This window comes from Arenimonas alkanexedens, assembly GCF_054781355.1.
In genome coordinates this window covers 204,271-219,036 of the sequence record NZ_BAAGUO010000001.1, presented here as the reverse complement: position 1 = coordinate 219,036, position 14,766 = coordinate 204,271, and the positions used below count along the sequence as shown (strand labels likewise).

General features: G+C 67.0%; 14 protein-coding genes. 4 read left to right on the top strand and 10 right to left on the bottom strand.

From position 1 onward, the window contains the following. Positions 1 to 145: 145 nt before the first annotated feature. From ACYVGY_RS00980 to ACYVGY_RS00955, 6 genes are all read right to left on the bottom strand, one after another. Positions 146 to 586 carry a ferritin-like domain-containing protein gene (locus ACYVGY_RS00980; protein ID WP_460455624.1) on the bottom strand — a complete coding sequence of 147 codons (441 nt, stop codon included), beginning with the start codon at positions 584 to 586 and terminating at the stop codon, positions 146 to 148. Between the two features lie 98 nt (positions 587 to 684). Further along, positions 685 to 1,131, bottom strand: a complete 447-nt coding sequence (locus ACYVGY_RS00975; protein ID WP_460455623.1) for a hypothetical protein — start codon at positions 1,129 to 1,131, stop codon at positions 685 to 687. Between the two features lie 204 nt (positions 1,132 to 1,335). Further along, a complete protein-coding gene (locus ACYVGY_RS00970) occupies positions 1,336 to 2,418 on the bottom strand; it encodes a hybrid sensor histidine kinase/response regulator (protein ID WP_460455622.1) in 1,083 nt (360 codons plus the stop codon). Next, positions 2,411 to 4,585: an ATP-binding protein gene (locus ACYVGY_RS00965; RefSeq protein WP_460455621.1), complete on the bottom strand. Its 2,175-nt coding sequence runs from the start codon at positions 4,583 to 4,585 to the stop codon at positions 2,411 to 2,413. The genes ACYVGY_RS00970 and ACYVGY_RS00965 overlap by 8 nt, the downstream gene beginning before the upstream one ends. 41 nt (positions 4,586 to 4,626) lie before the next feature. Continuing rightward, the gene (locus ACYVGY_RS00960) at positions 4,627 to 5,172 is read right to left on the bottom strand and encodes a TspO/MBR family protein (RefSeq protein WP_460455620.1); all 546 of its coding nucleotides are present in this window, start codon (positions 5,170 to 5,172) and stop codon (positions 4,627 to 4,629) included. A gap of 27 nt (positions 5,173 to 5,199) precedes the next feature. After that, positions 5,200 to 6,558, bottom strand: a complete 1,359-nt coding sequence (locus tag ACYVGY_RS00955) for a sigma-54-dependent transcriptional regulator (protein ID WP_460455619.1) — start codon at positions 6,556 to 6,558, stop codon at positions 5,200 to 5,202. Between the two features lie 220 nt (positions 6,559 to 6,778). Here ACYVGY_RS00955 and ACYVGY_RS00950 point away from each other — a divergent pair, with 220 nt between their 5' ends. The 4 genes from ACYVGY_RS00950 (at position 6,779) to ACYVGY_RS00935 (ending at position 10,032) form a co-directional block, all read left to right on the top strand. Then, positions 6,779 to 7,024, top strand: coding sequence for a DUF3297 family protein (locus ACYVGY_RS00950; protein ID WP_460455618.1), 246 nt, complete (start codon positions 6,779 to 6,781; stop codon positions 7,022 to 7,024). A gap of 179 nt (positions 7,025 to 7,203) precedes the next feature. Beyond that, entirely contained in the window at positions 7,204 to 8,253 is a 1,050-nt protein-coding gene (locus ACYVGY_RS00945) for a GGDEF domain-containing protein (RefSeq protein WP_460455617.1), read from the top strand. A gap of 64 nt (positions 8,254 to 8,317) precedes the next feature. Then, on the top strand, positions 8,318 to 9,259 hold the full coding sequence (locus tag ACYVGY_RS00940) for an ABC transporter ATP-binding protein (RefSeq protein WP_460455616.1): 942 nt from the start codon (positions 8,318 to 8,320) through the stop codon (positions 9,257 to 9,259). 11 nt (positions 9,260 to 9,270) lie between these two features. Then, positions 9,271 to 10,032: an ABC transporter permease gene (locus ACYVGY_RS00935; protein WP_460456237.1), complete on the top strand. Its 762-nt coding sequence runs from the start codon at positions 9,271 to 9,273 to the stop codon at positions 10,030 to 10,032. Here the strand turns inward: ACYVGY_RS00935 and ACYVGY_RS00930 are convergent, their stop codons facing one another. From ACYVGY_RS00930 to ACYVGY_RS00915, 4 genes are all read right to left on the bottom strand, one after another. Further along, positions 10,033 to 11,472, bottom strand: a complete 1,440-nt coding sequence (locus tag ACYVGY_RS00930; protein WP_460455615.1) for a protein adenylyltransferase SelO — start codon at positions 11,470 to 11,472, stop codon at positions 10,033 to 10,035. Between the two features lie 8 nt (positions 11,473 to 11,480). Beyond that, the gene (locus ACYVGY_RS00925) at positions 11,481 to 13,508 is read right to left on the bottom strand and encodes an amidohydrolase family protein (RefSeq protein WP_460455614.1); all 2,028 of its coding nucleotides are present in this window, start codon (positions 13,506 to 13,508) and stop codon (positions 11,481 to 11,483) included. 73 nt (positions 13,509 to 13,581) lie between these two features. Next, on the bottom strand, positions 13,582 to 14,250 hold the full coding sequence (locus tag ACYVGY_RS00920) for a nitroreductase family protein (RefSeq protein ID WP_460455613.1): 669 nt from the start codon (positions 14,248 to 14,250) through the stop codon (positions 13,582 to 13,584). Positions 14,251 to 14,347: 97 nt separating this feature from the next. Beyond that, positions 14,348 to 14,719, bottom strand: a complete 372-nt coding sequence (locus tag ACYVGY_RS00915) for a VOC family protein (protein ID WP_460455612.1) — start codon at positions 14,717 to 14,719, stop codon at positions 14,348 to 14,350. Between the last annotated feature and the right edge of the window lie 47 nt (positions 14,720 to 14,766).

Sequence of the window (14,766 nt, the reverse complement as noted above, 5' to 3'; positions counted from 1 at the left end):
AAAAAAAGCTGTTTTTTTGCCTTCCGGTGCCAATCCGGGCAAAAAAAGCGGCGGATCCTGCCCCCAGGGTCCGCCGCAGAGTCTCGTTCGCTTCGGCCCGCAATGGCCGGCCCCGGCAGCACCCGGGGCCGGCGCGGGCCGGAAGTCAGGCCGCCTTGGCCTTCTTGAGTGCACGCATCTGGTCGTGCATCTGCTGTACCTCCGGCAGGTGGCGCGCCGCGAGCTCACGCACCTTGACCGGCTGTTCATTGTCCAGCGCATCGCGGAAGGCCTCGAGCACGCGGTCCTCCTGCTCCTCGATCGAAGCGATGTAAGCCGCGTCGGAGTCCTTCTTCAGGCTCGCCTTGAGGTCGGCATAACCCTTGCGTACGCTGCCGAGCCAGGTGCCGTCCTGATCGGGTTCGACGCCCTGATGGGCGATCTCGGCCTTGAGGTCACCGGCAATGCGGCCCTTGAGCGCAGCCATCTTCAGGAACAGGTCGCGATAGCTCGGGTTGTTCGTCTCCTTGGCGGCATGCTGGTGGAACTCGATACCGTCGTTGAGGGCTTCGACCAGGTGGTTAAGCGTATTGGCAGTCTTGTTCATTGCTTGATTCTCCTTGGGGGGGTGGCTCGCGCCGCAGGGGGTGCGAGCACAGGAAAGGCGACCGTAGAAAGGGGGGAAGGTCGCCAGATAAATCAGGATCAGTCGTTCATCGCGTCCGCGGCGCGCTCGGCCGACTCGAGTTCGCGATCAGCAACCGCCTTGGCCGCCTCGTACTCAGCCTGAGCGGCCGCGTTGCACGCGTCCTCATCCTGGCCTTCGAGCGCGTCGCAGCGCTCTTCTGCGATCTCGAGCGCGCCGGCGGCGCGAGTCATGGCAACATCGTGACGCGCTTCGGCGGTGTCTTCGGTCGCTTCGGCGCGAGCGTCGGTGAGGTCGTCGCGGTCACCCTCGGCCCAGGCATCGTTTACATCACGATTGGCGTCGACGGAGACGTCGGCCGCGTCGCGGCGAGCCTCGCGGACGTCCTGCGCCGCCTCGGTCTGTGCGTTGGCAACGTCCTCCTGGGTTTCAGCGGGCGTTTCCTGGCAGGCGGTGAGCGCCATGGCGATGGCGAACGGCAGGGCAACTCGGTTGAACTTGTTCATGGGCTTGCTCCATTTGAGGGACGATCCGGCGCGAGGGCAGGGGCTGCCAATCCGCCGTCATGGATACATACGCAAGCACCGTGCCAAACCCGGGAGGCCGTGAAATACAGGTGTTCAGGGGGTCGAGACGCCGAAAAGACGCTCAATCTGCACGATGCTTTCCGCATGATCCTGCAGGCTGCATGCCTGACCCGGTCCGGGGCGTCACTCGACCCGCGGCAGCTCCAGTGTGAAACAGGCGCCGCCTTCCGACCGATCGTCGTACCAGAGGTCGCCGCCCATCGCGCGTGACTTCTGCTTGGCCAGCGCCAGGCCCAGGCCAGTGGACGTTTCGCCTCCGGTGGGACGATTCGATAGCGTGGAGAAGCGGCGAAAGAGTGCTGCCTGCTCGTCGGCGGCGATGCCCGGCCCCCGGTCCATGACCAGGAACCGCGCGCGCTTTCCATGGGCCACCGCGCACAGCGTCACCACGCTTCCGGGTGGCGCGTACTTCACCGCGTTGGACACCAGGTTTCGCAACACGTGCTGCAGCGCCATTCGCTGGCCACGAACCAGCAAGAACCGGTCGGCCTGCAGTTCGATACGCATTTGCTTGCCGCCGGCCTGCTCGACATAGGCATCGGCCGCCTCCTGCAGCAACGCCGCAGCAGGCAGTGGCTCCACGATGTCGCCACGGGCTTCATCGGCGGCCTGGTCCAGCACTGCCTGCAGGAACATCAGGCCTGACTGCGACGCGCCGCGCAGGTTCTCCACCTGGCGCAGGCGCGCGGGCGAGTCACCATCGGTTGCCAGCAGCTCCGCGGCGAAAAGAATATTGGTGAAGTGATTGCGCAGGTCATGGGCAATCAGGTCAAGATTTTCCTGGCGCTCCACCGCCAGTGCCGCCAGCCGGTCGCGGGCCAGCTTTAGGGCGGTGTGGGTGCGCACGCGTGCGAGCAGCTCTTCGGGGACGAAGGGTTTGGTGATGTAGTCCACCGCGCCTGAAGAAAACGCACGAACCAGCGCATCACGATCGTGCTCGGCGGTGAGGAAGATCACCGGCAAGTCTCGATTGACCTCGTCCGCGCGCAGGCGCTCCAGAACCTCGAAGCCGTCCATGCCGGGCATGCGCATGTCGAGCAGCATCAGGTGGGGCCGCACTTCCGACAGACGCTCGAGCGCCTCGGCGCCGCTCAGGCAAGGTGCCACGTCGAAGCCGTTGCGCGCCAACAGGCTGCCCACGGCACGGACGTTGGGCTCCTGGTCGTCCACGACCAAGACCAGGGCAAGGCGATCGGTATCAGTCATGGTCTGGTTCTCCGGCGCGTGGACAGGTTTGCAGCAGGCGCTTCATCGCCGGCAGATCGAAAGAGCCCGCCGCCTCGGACAGCGCCGCGCCGTGGCCGGCCAGGCGGGGCCAGTCCAGACGAGCTGCCAGGTCAATCATGCGCACCGCCGCGGACTCGACCTCGCGCATGCGCAGATGGCGTCGAACCTGCGGCAGACCCTCGTGCAGCATCGCCAGCGCCGCCAAGGCATCGGCGTCTTGGTTGGCAGGCCCGGAATCCGCTGTCTCCGCCAATGCGTCGGCGGCCGGCGACGCGTCGCTTGTCTCGGTTTCGGCCGCATCGGGGTCGGTCGTGGGCGGGAAGTGCTGCGCCAGCGCCTGGAACAATTCGTACTTCGAATAGGGCTTGCGCACATAGCCATCGAAGCGCGCGCGCACCCAGTCCTCGTCCTCACTCATGCTCGAGGCAGTCACGGCGATCACCGGCATGCCGTCGTACTGGGGCGAGGCGCGTATCCGCTGCAGGGCCTGGTCGCCGGACAGTCTCGGCATGCGCAGGTCCATCAAGACCACGTCGGGGCTGGAGGTGCGGACCTGTTCAACCGCTGCCAGGCCATCAACCGCCTGACGCACGCGGTGATGGCTGCCGTCGAGGTAGGCTGCGACCAGTTCACGGTTCCAGGTTACGTCGTCCACTACCAGCAGCTCCATCGGCGGCAGCCGGTTGAAGTCCACGTGCCGGCTGGTGCGGGGCTGCTGGCTGACCGTTTCGGTGCTGATGGCGCGGTCCGGGATCTCGAACACGAACACCGATCCCTCGCCGACGGTGCTGTCCACGCGCAGCATGCCGCCCATCAGGTCGACCAGCCGGCGGGCGATGCTCAGCCCAAGGCCGGTTCCCTCGCGACTGCGTCCATCCAGACTGTCGCCCTGCTCGAAGGGCTCGAACACCTGTGCCAGCTGGTGCGCGGGAATGCCGGTGCCGGTATCAATCACTTCCAGCCGCAGATCGCAAAAACCGTCCTTGGGGCAGGGGTGGCAGGCCAGGCGCACGATTATGCCACCCTGCTCGGTGTATTTGACCGCGTTCGAGACGAGGTTGATCAGCACCTGGCGGATGCGTACCGGGTCCACCATCAGCGGCAGCTCGGCGTTGCCGTCGTATTCCACCGTGAGCCGGATGCCCTTATCGGCGGCCGCCTGTTGGAACATGATCATGGTCTGGTCGACGATCTCGCGCAGGTCGGTGGGCTCGTCACGTATATCCATCTTGCCCGCCTCCATTTTCGAGAGGTCGAGTACGTCGTTGATCAGCGACAGCAGCGCCTGTCCGCTCTTCCGGATCGAATCGATCCAGGCGGCCTGGCGTGGTTCGACGATGTCTTCCGCCAGCAGGTTGGTGAAGCCGAAGATGGCGTTCATCGGCGTTCGGATTTCATGGCTCATGCTGGCCAGGAAGATCGACTTGTCCTGGCTTGAACGGCGCGCCTGCTCGGCCTGCAGCTCGGCGCGAAACGCCTCCGCCGCCCCGCGCTGCATGCGCCGGGTGGATGCGTAGCCGATCATGCCGGCCAACAGCGCCAGCGCGCTGGCACTGAGCACGGTGGCCCAGTTCTGCCTGAGCATTTGATTGCGCTGGCTGTTGCGCTCGGCCAGCAGCCCGGACTCGAGCTGCACCATCGCGGCGATCAGCTGCCGTATCTCGGCCAGGTGGCGGGCGCCCTGCCCGGCCTGCATCCGCTCGTTCACGGCCAACTGCGCGCCGGTCATGCCTTGCGACGCGTCCTGCTTGAGTTGCTGGGTGGTCGCGACGTGTTCGCTGCGCGCGGCGTGCATCGCTTGCATCCTGGCCAGCAGTTCGACTTGCTGCGGGTTGTCGTGGATCAACGCAGCCAGCTGGTCCAGGGCGTTGTTCAGGCCTTCAAGCGTCTGGCGGTATTCCAGCAAGTAATCGGCCTTGCCTGTGATGATGTAGCGCAGGTTGTACGACTCGCTGTCGCCAATCAGCCCCCAGAACTGGTGGATCTGGTTGAGCACCTGCTGGGAATGACTGGCCCGCTCGACCGAGGCTTCCATGCCGTCCGTGGTGCGCAAGGACAGGAAGGAGGTGCCGGCGAGCACCAGGACCGAGGCGAGCAAAAGGCCGCTGTACACGCGGTAGCGAAAGTTTTTCGGCCGAGTCGGCATGTTTTCCCCTGAGTGCGCGCGTGCGGGCGATTGCCGGATGGTCAGTTCATCAGCCAGATGGTGCCGTTGAGCACCAGGGCGAAGCCTACCCAGCCCACCAGCGGTATCTGCAGCGAGCCCGCCAGCGGGCGGACGCGACCGAAGGCCAGCACCATCCAAAGCGCCGAGGTCCATACTAGGACGATGTCCACGAAGGCCCAGCCCGGAGCGTGCATTCCGAAGAACAACGGCGTCCACGCCAGGTTGAGCACCGCGTGCACGGCGAAGGCCCACCAGGCCTGGCGCCGCTCGGGCGTGCCGCGTGGACCGGGTTCGCGCCACACCAGCCATGCGCCCGTGCCAAGCAATATATAAAGGGTCGTCCAGACCGGACCAAACAGCCAGGCAGGCGGGTCCCAGGTGGGCTTGGCCAGCGTCCCGTACCACTCGCCCGGGCCGAACAACAGGCCGACGCCGGCACCTGCCGACACCACCGCCACCACCCAGGCCAACCACGCCACCCCCGCGCGAAGGTCCATCGGCGGACGCTTCGGTTCGAGGGGCCGGCCCGCGCCGGCGGGCTGGTTCGCGCGGAAGTGGCTACGCACTACGTTTCTCCTGGGTCGAGGCAGCGATCACAGTCCGTAGGACTTGCGCTTGCGGTAAAGGGTGGAGCCATCGATGCCCAAGGTACGGGCGGCGGCCTCCAGGGTCGGGCTGCCGGCGATCACGGCTTCAATATGAGAGCGTTCCAGCGCCTGGAGCGTCACCGGGGCGCCGACCGACGGCGCGCCCGCCGCCGGATCAGCCAACTCGTTGCCCAGCGACAGATGTCGCAGGCCGATTTCGTCGCCGTCGCAAAGGATCACGGCCCGCTCGATGACGTTCTGAAGTTCGCGAACATTGCCCGGCCATCCGTAGCGATGCATCTGCGTCAGTGCTTCGGAAGAAATTCGAGCCGCGGGCAGGTGATAGGCGCTGGCGTAGCGGCGCAGGAAGCCTTCGGCGAGGTCCTGCAGGTCTTCGGGCCGGTCACGCAGTGGTGGCAGTACCAGGCTGATCACGTTAAGCCGGTACAGCAGGTCCAGGCGGAAGCTGTTGTCACGCACCATCGCGTCGAGGTCGCGATTGGTCGCCGACAGCAGGCGCACGTCGGCGCGACGTGGCGTGGGGTCACCGATGCGCTCGTACTGCTTGTCCTGCACGAAACGCAGCAGCTTGGGCTGCAGCGCCAGCGGGAAGTCCCCGACTTCGTCCAGGAACAGGGTGCCGCCGTCGGCCAGGCTGACGCGTCCCTGGGTGCTCTGGGTGGCGCCGGTGAACGAGCCCTTGGCATGGCCGAACAGTTCACTCTCGAGCAGCTCGGCCGACAGCGAGGGGCAGTTCACGGTGGCCAGCGCGGCGCCGGCCCGGTCGCTCCAGTCGTGGATGGCATTGGCCAGCACGCCCTTGCCGGTGCCGCTTTCACCCAGCAGCAGAACGTTGGCGTCGGTGCGCGCGACCTGGCGCGCCATGGCCAGCATCTGGGCCATGGCCGGGCTTTTGCTCGACAGCGCGCCGCCCACCGCCGGGGCGATGTGTTCGAGCCGCTCGATGCGATTGAGCAGATTCAGCGTGTCGAGCTGCCGCGCCACCGCCACGCGCAGCTGGGCCGGCGAGCAGGGCTTGACCAGGTAGTCGGCGGCGCCTTCGCTGATCGCGCGCATGGCCTCGTCTACCTGGGAATGGGCGGTGACCATGATCACGCGCATCTGCGGCGCGAGTTCGCGCAGCCGTGGCAGCGCATCCATGCCGGAATCGGCGCCGATGCTGCGGTCCAGCAGGCAGACGTGGAAGGGCTGGGTCGCAGCCAGCTTCATCCCGTCCTGCAGGCGCGTGCTGGTGCTGACGCGATAGCCCGCGCCTTCCAGACACATCTGGAAGTTCTCCAGCAGGGCCGGATCGTCGTCGATGGCAAGGATGCGGCCCTTGGGGGCGGCCGGGGTATCGGGCACGGGTAACTCCGGGGGGGAATGGAATAACGGCAGCAAGGCTTGTGCCAAGCCGGGCCCGCCCCGGCCCCAGGCGCTCCTGGGTGAGACTCGGACGGTCTGAGCATGCATTATGCAATAGCGCGCACCCGTGAATCATGCAGGCTGCATGGCCTGCCGGCCTCGGGCGCCAGCCGTTATCATGTCGCCCCGCCACTTCACCGACCGATGTCAGGACCCCAGCATGAGCGACACGCCTCCCGACCGCCTCAGCGTCAACCCACGCAGCCCCCACTACGACGAAGCGGTGCTCACCCGCGGCATCGGCGTCCGCTTCAAGGGAATCGAGCGCAACAACGTCGAGGAATACTGCATCAGCGAGAGCTGGGTACGGCTTCCCGTCGGCAAGTCACTGGACCGGCGCGGCAACGCCATGACGATCAAGACCCAGGGCGCGGTGGAAGTCTGGTTCCTCGACCAGGAAGCGTGACCGAGCGCGCACCCCGCGCTGAACGCCAACCGCGGGATCGTTCGAAACCAGCACTGCGTCGCGGAAACCCCGGAAAATCGGCGGCAAAGTTACAGCTCGGGGAAATCGGGGCCTGACGCCCCTGAGTCGAGGCACCCGCCGCGACTAGCAGCATGCGTTGGCCCCGCCCGGAGGCTCCCATGCGCCTGGTTCCCCAACTCGCCGTTCGTCTCAGCGCCGATATCCGGCTTGCGATGATCCTGCTGTTCGCGCTGATCACCGTTGTATCGGTGATCCCGTTCGCCATCTTCCGCGCCCTGCACGGCGAATGGGTCGCGGCGGCGGTGGATTCGCTGCTTGTCATTTTCATGCTGGGCATCGCCACGTTCGCCTGGACCACCGGCCGGACACTGCTCGCGGGCTCGATCAACGCCGTGGTGGTGTCGTGCATATGCGCCGTGCTGGGTGAACTGTTGGGCACCACGGGTCTGTTCTGGGCCTACACCATACTGCTGTCGAACTTCATGCTGGCGCCGCGCTGGCTGGCGCTGAGTTGCGGCGCCATCATCATCGCCGGCAGCCTGTGGGCCGGTCCCTTCGAAACGATTACCTCGGCCACGGCCTTCGTGGTCAGCGCGATGCTGGTGATGATGTACGCCTTCATCTTCGCCTCCCTGACCGAGCACCAGCGTCAGCGGTTGATCGGACTGGCCACCCGCGATCCGCTGACCGGCATCGCCAATCGCCGCAGCATGGAGGTTGAACTGGCCGACCTGCTGCGCTCGCACCAGGCGCTTGGCCAGGCCGCGGCGCTGGCGGTGGTGGATCTGGACCACTTCAAGCACGTCAACGACATGCACGGCCATGATGCCGGCGACCGCGTGTTGCAGGCCTTCGCCCAACTGGCCGAGCACTGCATCCGCAAGCGCGACCGGGTGTTCCGCTTCGGCGGCGAAGAATTCGTGCTGCTGTTCCCGGCCACCGACCGGGACGGCGCGCGCGTGGCGCTGGACAAGGTGCAGCGCGAGCTGCACGAGCACCTGGCGGGTCCGTCCGGCCCGGTGACCGCCTCGATCGGCGTGGCCATGTTGGCGCCCGACGAAGACTGGCCAAGCTGGCTGGCGCGCGCCGACCAAGCGCTGTACCTCGCCAAGCGCAGCGGTCGCGACCAGATTCGCTTCGACGACACAGCGTCCAACCACAGCGGGGAGCGCCGGCTGCAGCTCGTGGCCAGCACGCCCAAGCGCTGAGCCAGCCGGGCGCCTTCACGGGCTTGCGTTAGGATGGCGGCCCCTCACCGCCAAACGAACACGCATGGATCCCATCCTCTCGATCCGCGGCATCGGCAAGACCTATGCTTCCGGGCACGTGGCGCTGAAGTCGGTGGACCTGGACATCCACCGCGGCGAGATCTTCGCCCTGCTCGGCCCCAACGGCGCCGGCAAGACCACCCTGATCAGCATCATCTGTGGCCTGGTCAACGCCAGCCGCGGCAGCGTGCTGGCCGACGGCCATGACATCGTCGGTGAATTCCGCCAGGCCCGGGCCAAGATCGGCCTCGTGCCGCAGGAGCTGAGCACCGACTCCTTCGAGTCGGTGTGGTCCACCGTGCGCCTGAGCCGCGGCCTGTTCGGCAAACCGCACGACGACGCCCATCTGGAGAAGGTGCTGCGCGCACTTAGCCTGTGGGACAAGCGCGACAGCCGCATCATGGCGCTGTCGGGCGGCATGAAGCGACGCGTGCTGATCGCCAAGGCGCTGGCGCATGAGCCGCGCATCCTGTTCCTGGACGAGCCCACCGCCGGCGTGGACGTCGAGCTTCGCCGCGACATGTGGACCCTGGTGCGCGAACTGCGCGACCAGGGCGTCACCATCATCCTGACCACGCACTACATCGAGGAAGCCGAGGAGATGGCCGACCGCATCGGCGTCATCAACCACGGCGAGCTGGTGGTGGTGGAGGAAAAACAGGTCCTGATGCGCAAGCTGGGCAAGAAGCAGCTCGCGCTGCAGCTGCAGCAGCCGCTGGAGGCGATACCGGCCGAACTGGCGTCGTTGCCGCTGGAGCTTTCCGACGACGGCCAGACCCTGACCTACACCTTCGACGCCCAAGGCGAACGCACCGGCATCGCCACCCTGCTGCGGCGCCTGGCCGACCACGGCATTGATTTCCGCGACCTGCATTCGAGCGAGAGTTCGCTCGAGGAGATCTTCGTCAACCTCGTGTCCACCCGCGGCAAGGGAGCGCAGGCATGAGCGCCGTCGGCATGAACTGGTACGCGGTCCGGGCCATCTATCGTTTCGAGATGGCGCGCACCTTTCGGACGCTCGGTGAATCCATCATCTCGCCGGTGCTGACGACCTCGCTGTATTTCATCGTCTTCGGGGCGGCCATCGGCTCGCGCATGGGCGAGGTGGGCGGCGTCAGCTATGGCGCATTCATCATCCCCGGCCTGATCATGCTGTCGCTGCTGAACGAGTCCATATCCAACGCGGCCTTCGGCATCTACATGCCCAAGTGGTCCGGCACCATCTTCGAGCTGCTGTCGGCGCCGGTGGGTTGGGTTGAGGCGGTGTTGGGCTACGTCGGCGCGGCGGCCAGCAAGTCGGTGGTGCTGGGCCTGCTTATCCTGGTAACGGCGCGCTTCTTCGTGGACTACGAGATCGCGCATCCGCTGGCGATGATCCTGTTCCTGCTGCTCACGGCGGCCAGCTTCAGCCTGTTCGGTTTCATCATCGGACTATGGGCCAACGACTTCCAGAAGCTGCAGGTAATTCCGCTGATGGTGATGACACCGCTGACCTTCCTGGGCGGCGCTTTCTATTCAATCGACATGCTGCCGCCGCTCTGGCAGAAAATCGCCCTGCTCAATCCCGTCGTGTACCTGATCAGCGGCTTTCGCTGGAGCTTCTTCGGGCAGTCGGACGTGAACGTGGTGGTGAGTTTCGCGGCGATCTGCGGCTTCCTGCTCGCCTGCCTGCTGGCGGTGCGGGGGATCTTCCGCACAGGATGGCGACTCAAGAGTTGATCAGGTGCCGCAGAAGGTACGGGTGACGCGCTGGGCTGGATCCGGCCGGACCATGAACGCGGCTTGGCCGGCGCCGTCGTCATAGGGACGACGCACCGCGGCAAGCAAGGCATCGAAGGGCGCCATGTCGCCTTCAGCCGCCGCCGCCAAGGCGGCTTCGACCAAGTGGTTTCGGGGGATGACCGCGGGGTTGGCGGCGTTGAGCGCCAGCCCACGCGTCGCATCCGGCTGCGGGTCGCGGGCCAGGCGCTCACGCCAGCGCGCCAGCCACGCATCCATCGCCGGCGACTTGGGCAGCGCGCCGTCGTCGCCTTGGGCGGCCTGCGCGAGTGCGCGATAGGCAAGCGTGTAGTCGGCTTCCACCGCCTGCAGGGCTTCCAGGAAATCCTGGGCCAGGGCTTCGTCCCCGGCTTCTTCCGAGACCAGGCCGAGCTTGCGGCGCTGGCCCGCAAGCCAATGCTCGCGGTAGGCCGGCGCGAAGGCTTCGATCGCAGTGCGCGCCAGCGCCACCGCCCGCTCCGCGTCGGCGTCGATCAGCGGCAGCAGGCATTCGGCCAGGCGCGCCAGGTTCCACTGGGCGATGCCGGGCTGGTTGCCGTAGGCGTAGCGACCCTGGCGATCAATCGAGCTGAAGGTCTTGGCCGGATGGTATTCATCGAGGAAGGCGCAGGGACCGTAGTCAATGGTTTCGCCGGAGACGGCCATGTTGTCGGTGTTCATCACCCCATGCACGAAGCCGACCTGCAGCCAGGCCGACACCAGGCGCGCCTGTGCCTGCACCACGGCTTCGAGCATGGCCAAGGCAGGCGTCGCCGTGCCGACGCGTTCCGGATAGTGACGGGCCAATACGAAATCAACGAGCGCGCGCACCGCCGAATGATCCTCGCGGGCCGCGAAAAACTGGAAGCTGCCCACGCGCACGTGGCTGGCCGCTATGCGCGTCAGCACCGCGCCCGGTACGGCGCCATCGCGAAAGACCGGCTCACCGGTGGCCACCGCCGCCAGCGCGCGCGTGGTCGGCACGCCCAGCGCATGCATCGCTTCGCTGATCAGGTATTCGCGCAGCACCGGGCCGATCGCGGCGCGGCCGTCGCCATTGCGCGAATACGGCGTCGGTCCGGCGCCCTTGAGCTGCACATCGAACCGGCGTCCCTGCGGGTCCGTCACCTCACCCAACAAGATCGCGCGGCCGTCGCCAAGCTGCGGCACGAAATGGCCGAACTGGTGGCCGGCATACGCCATGGCGATCGGCTGCGCGGTCGCCGGCAGGGCATTGCCGGAGAACACCGCCGCCGCGCGCGTAGCCAGCGTCGGATCAAGCCCCAGCGCCGCCGCCAGCGGCACATTCCAAGCCAATAGCTGTGGCGCGGCGACCGGCGTGGGCGCCACCGCGGACCAGAACCGCGGCGGCAGTGCCGCATAGCTGTGTTTGAGGTCCATGGCCGCGCTCAGCGCTGGCTTGCCTCGGTGACCTTGGGCGCGGTGGCGAAGGGACGGATACCGAACTCCGGATAGATCTCGGCCGGATAGTAGACGACGCCGTCCTTGACCACGGCGCGGATGCGCTTGATCTCGCGCAGGTCGCCCGTCGGGTCGCCCGGCACCAGGAAGAAGTCGGCCAGCTTGCCGCGCGCGATCGAACCCGTGAGCTGGTCCTGGCCCAGGTAGGCGGCCATGTCCAGCGTGGCCAGCTTCAGCACTTCGGCCGGCGTATAGCCCAGCTGGCCGAACAGCTCCAGCTCGCGATGGAAGTTGAACGAGCCGCCCAGGTCGGTACCCGGCACCAGCAGCACGCCGCGTTCCTTCATCTGGCGCAGGGTGTCGAGGATCTTGCCGTAGGCCAGGCGGTAGGCCTCGGCATCGCCCGGCGCCGACATATCGGACCAGGCGCGCTTGGCGTCGCGCTGCACGCCCACCGGCAGGTGTTCGATGACGTCGGCGGCACCGGCCGGCACTTCGCCGTCCTGGTTGAGCAGCAGGTTTTCATGGATGGCGATGGTGGGCTCGACCGCGACGCCTTTGGCGACGATGTTGTCGAGCGTGCGCTGCACCGGCGCCGAGTCCAGGTCCAGGGTGGCCAGGCGCTTGAGCGCGGTCAGGCGCAGCAGGGTGCGGGTGTCCTCTTCCGGCGCCAACACCCAGCCCAGCATGATCTGGTTGATGTGGGTGAGCTCGTCATAGCCCGCGTCCACCATCTCGTCGGCGTTGGAGAACGCCGGCACATGGCCGGACACGCGCAGGCCCAGGCGATGCGCCTCGGCGGCGGCCGCCTTGGACCACTCGGGCTTCATGCTGTTGTACAGCTTGACCTGGTGGAAACCGCGCGCCGCGTACCAGCGCACCGCGGCCAGTGCTTCCGCCTCGCTGGCCACCAGCATGCCGTTGTTGGAATTGAAGGGGCTGCGGCCTTCGATGAAGCCACTTCGGTGCACGCGCGGTCCGGCGATCTTTCCCGACTCGATACTGGCCACCAGGCCGTCGAGCACCGCGTTGTTGTTGCCCATGTCGCGCACGGTCGTGATGCCAGCGGCGATGTTGAGGATGGCGCCGCCCTGCCCCGTATGCGAGTGCATTTCATGCAGGCCGGCGACCAGGGTGCCGCCTTCGCCGTCAATGCGCACTTCACCCGGCGAGGGCTTGGCGTCCAAGGGCTGCACGCCGGCAATGTAGCGGCCGTTGATGACCACGCTGACCGGCTCCGACAGCGCCAGGGTGGCGGGATCGAACACGCGCACGTTGTGGAATCGCACCGGCGCACCGTAGCGATGCGCGGTGCGCGCCTGCAGCGCCTCCAGGCGCGACTGGCCGAGGTCGGCGGCGAGCTTGCGCAGCCGCGCTTCTTCCGCTTCGTAGCCCTTGCGGATGACCACCGAACCCGGGGAGATGACGGCGAACAGCTCGCCGTGCTCGTCGAGCAAGACATAGTCGGGATCCAGCTCCAGGCCCGACACCGCATAGGTGCGCACCGTGATGCGGTCCTTGCCCAGGCCAACCTGCAGCGGCTCGCCGGGCGACAGGCTGACCTCGCCGGCCGGAAGGGCCGCGATGCGGCGCTCGTCGGCATTGAGCAGCACGCGCGCGTACAGGCCCAGTGCCCAAGGGCTGGCGGATTGGCCGATGTAGAGCATGGGCGACGAAACCGTTTGCTTGCCCGGGCCCAGCGCGTCCTGCCAGGTGGCCTGCTGGCCGTCGCGCGCGAACTGCTCGTCCACCTTGCTGCCAAAGGTGGTACTGCCGGTGATCGTCCAGGCGACGGGCAAACCGTCTTCACCCAAGGTCAGGGTCTCGGCCATGGTGGGACCCCGGCCGTTGTTCTTGACGTCGTAGTCGATCTTGATCTGGTCGCCTTCGCGCGTTGCGAATACATGCCCGATGGCGTTGCCCCCGGAGATGACCACGAAGTGTTCCTCGCGGTCGGCGGCCAGCGCCAGGTTCGAGGCAAGACAGAGTGCGGCGAATATGGCGAGCCAACGCATGGTGGAATTCCTGATTCCCGGGGAAACCCCACTGTCCTTCATGCGACCGGGCGATTCAAGCCGCCGCGACGGCTCAGCGGAACTGCGCGATCGCGTCCAGCGGCTTGCGCTGGATGTCGGGCACGCGGCATCCCGGCGCCGGGTGTCCTACCACCAGCAGCAGGTAGGGCACTTCGTTGCGGGGCCGCTCCAGCAGCTCATTAAGGAAGGCCATCGGGCTGGGCGTGTGGGTCAGTGTGGCCAGGCCGGCCTGGTGCAGCGCGGCGATCAGCATGCCGCAGGCGATGCCGGTGGATTCGTGCGGGTAATAGCGCTTGGCCTTGTGGCCATCCACCTCCGGACCCGTGCGCTCGTAGAAGACCGCGATCAGCCACGGGGCGATCTCGAGGAAGGGCTTGTCGGCGTCGGTGCCCAGGTGCGCCAGCGCGCTCAGCCATTCCTCCGGCGCGCGCCGCTGGTGGAACTCACGCTCTTCGGCTTCGGCGGCCTCGCGGATGCGGCGCTTGAGCGCCGGGTCGGCGATGGCGACGAAATGCCAGGGCTGCTGGTTGGCGCCGCTGGGCGCGCTGTCGGCCGCGCGCAGGCAGGCTTCGATGACCTCGCGCGACACCGGCGTCGGCGCATAGTCGCGCACGGTGCGTCGGCATGCGAGCTCGTCGGCGAAGGCGTTCGCACGCGCCAAGCGCGCGGCCTCGTCCATGACGGGCGGCGCGGGTAAAGGCTGGGTCGGGGGCGTAGACATAGTGGGGCCGGCAGGTTTTTGCGCCACTCTAGCAGTGCCGGGCGGAGGCGATGGCCTGGCGCCGCTGCTCGCGTGGACGGCGCCGCACGCGCCGGGCTCAACGGTGCTGGTCGACCAGGACCGGATTACCGTCGGGATCGATGACCATCATGTGCGCGCGCCCGGTGCTGGCCTCGTCGGCTTCGGTGGCGGGCGTGATTCCCTGCGCCTTTAGCTGGCGCTGGATCTCACGCACGTCGGTGAACGGATCGACGTTCTGGCCGTTGTTGTCCCAGCCTGGGTTGAAGCACAGCATGTTCTTCTCGAACATGCCCTGGAACAGCCCGATCACGGTGTCGCCGTTCTTCAGGATCATCCAGCCGTGCTTCGACTGGTCGTGGAAGGCGGTGAAGCCCAACGCTTCGTAGAAGGCGCGCGAGGCCGCGAGGTCCTTGACGGCCAGGCTGACGGAAAAATTTCCGAGGTTCATGGGAGCTCCTAGCGCCGCGCTAGGCGGCACCAAGCGCCGGTGGCAGG

What these genes read in the sequence shown, in the direction of transcription:
- ACYVGY_RS00940 (WP_460455616.1), top strand. Translation starts at nt 8,318, where the DNA reads ATGGATCCCATCCTCTCGATCCGCGGCATCGGCAAGACCTATGCTTCC.
- ACYVGY_RS00970 (WP_460455622.1), bottom strand. Translation starts at nt 2,418, where the DNA reads ATGACTGATACCGATCGCCTTGCCCTGGTCTTGGTCGTGGACGACCAG.
- ACYVGY_RS00935 (WP_460456237.1), top strand. Translation starts at nt 9,271, where the DNA reads ATGAACTGGTACGCGGTCCGGGCCATCTATCGTTTCGAGATGGCGCGC.
- ACYVGY_RS00975 (WP_460455623.1), bottom strand. Translation starts at nt 1,131, where the DNA reads ATGAACAAGTTCAACCGAGTTGCCCTGCCGTTCGCCATCGCCATGGCG.
- ACYVGY_RS00945 (WP_460455617.1), top strand. Translation starts at nt 7,204, where the DNA reads ATGCGCCTGGTTCCCCAACTCGCCGTTCGTCTCAGCGCCGATATCCGG.
- ACYVGY_RS00915 (WP_460455612.1), bottom strand. Translation starts at nt 14,719, where the DNA reads ATGAACCTCGGAAATTTTTCCGTCAGCCTGGCCGTCAAGGACCTCGCG.
- ACYVGY_RS00965 (WP_460455621.1), bottom strand. Translation starts at nt 4,585, where the DNA reads ATGCCGACTCGGCCGAAAAACTTTCGCTACCGCGTGTACAGCGGCCTT.
- ACYVGY_RS00930 (WP_460455615.1), bottom strand. Translation starts at nt 11,472, where the DNA reads ATGGACCTCAAACACAGCTATGCGGCACTGCCGCCGCGGTTCTGGTCC.
- ACYVGY_RS00980 (WP_460455624.1), bottom strand. Translation starts at nt 586, where the DNA reads ATGAACAAGACTGCCAATACGCTTAACCACCTGGTCGAAGCCCTCAAC.
- ACYVGY_RS00920 (WP_460455613.1), bottom strand. Translation starts at nt 14,250, where the DNA reads ATGTCTACGCCCCCGACCCAGCCTTTACCCGCGCCGCCCGTCATGGAC.
- ACYVGY_RS00925 (WP_460455614.1), bottom strand. Translation starts at nt 13,508, where the DNA reads ATGCGTTGGCTCGCCATATTCGCCGCACTCTGTCTTGCCTCGAACCTG.
- ACYVGY_RS00950 (WP_460455618.1), top strand. Translation starts at nt 6,779, where the DNA reads ATGAGCGACACGCCTCCCGACCGCCTCAGCGTCAACCCACGCAGCCCC.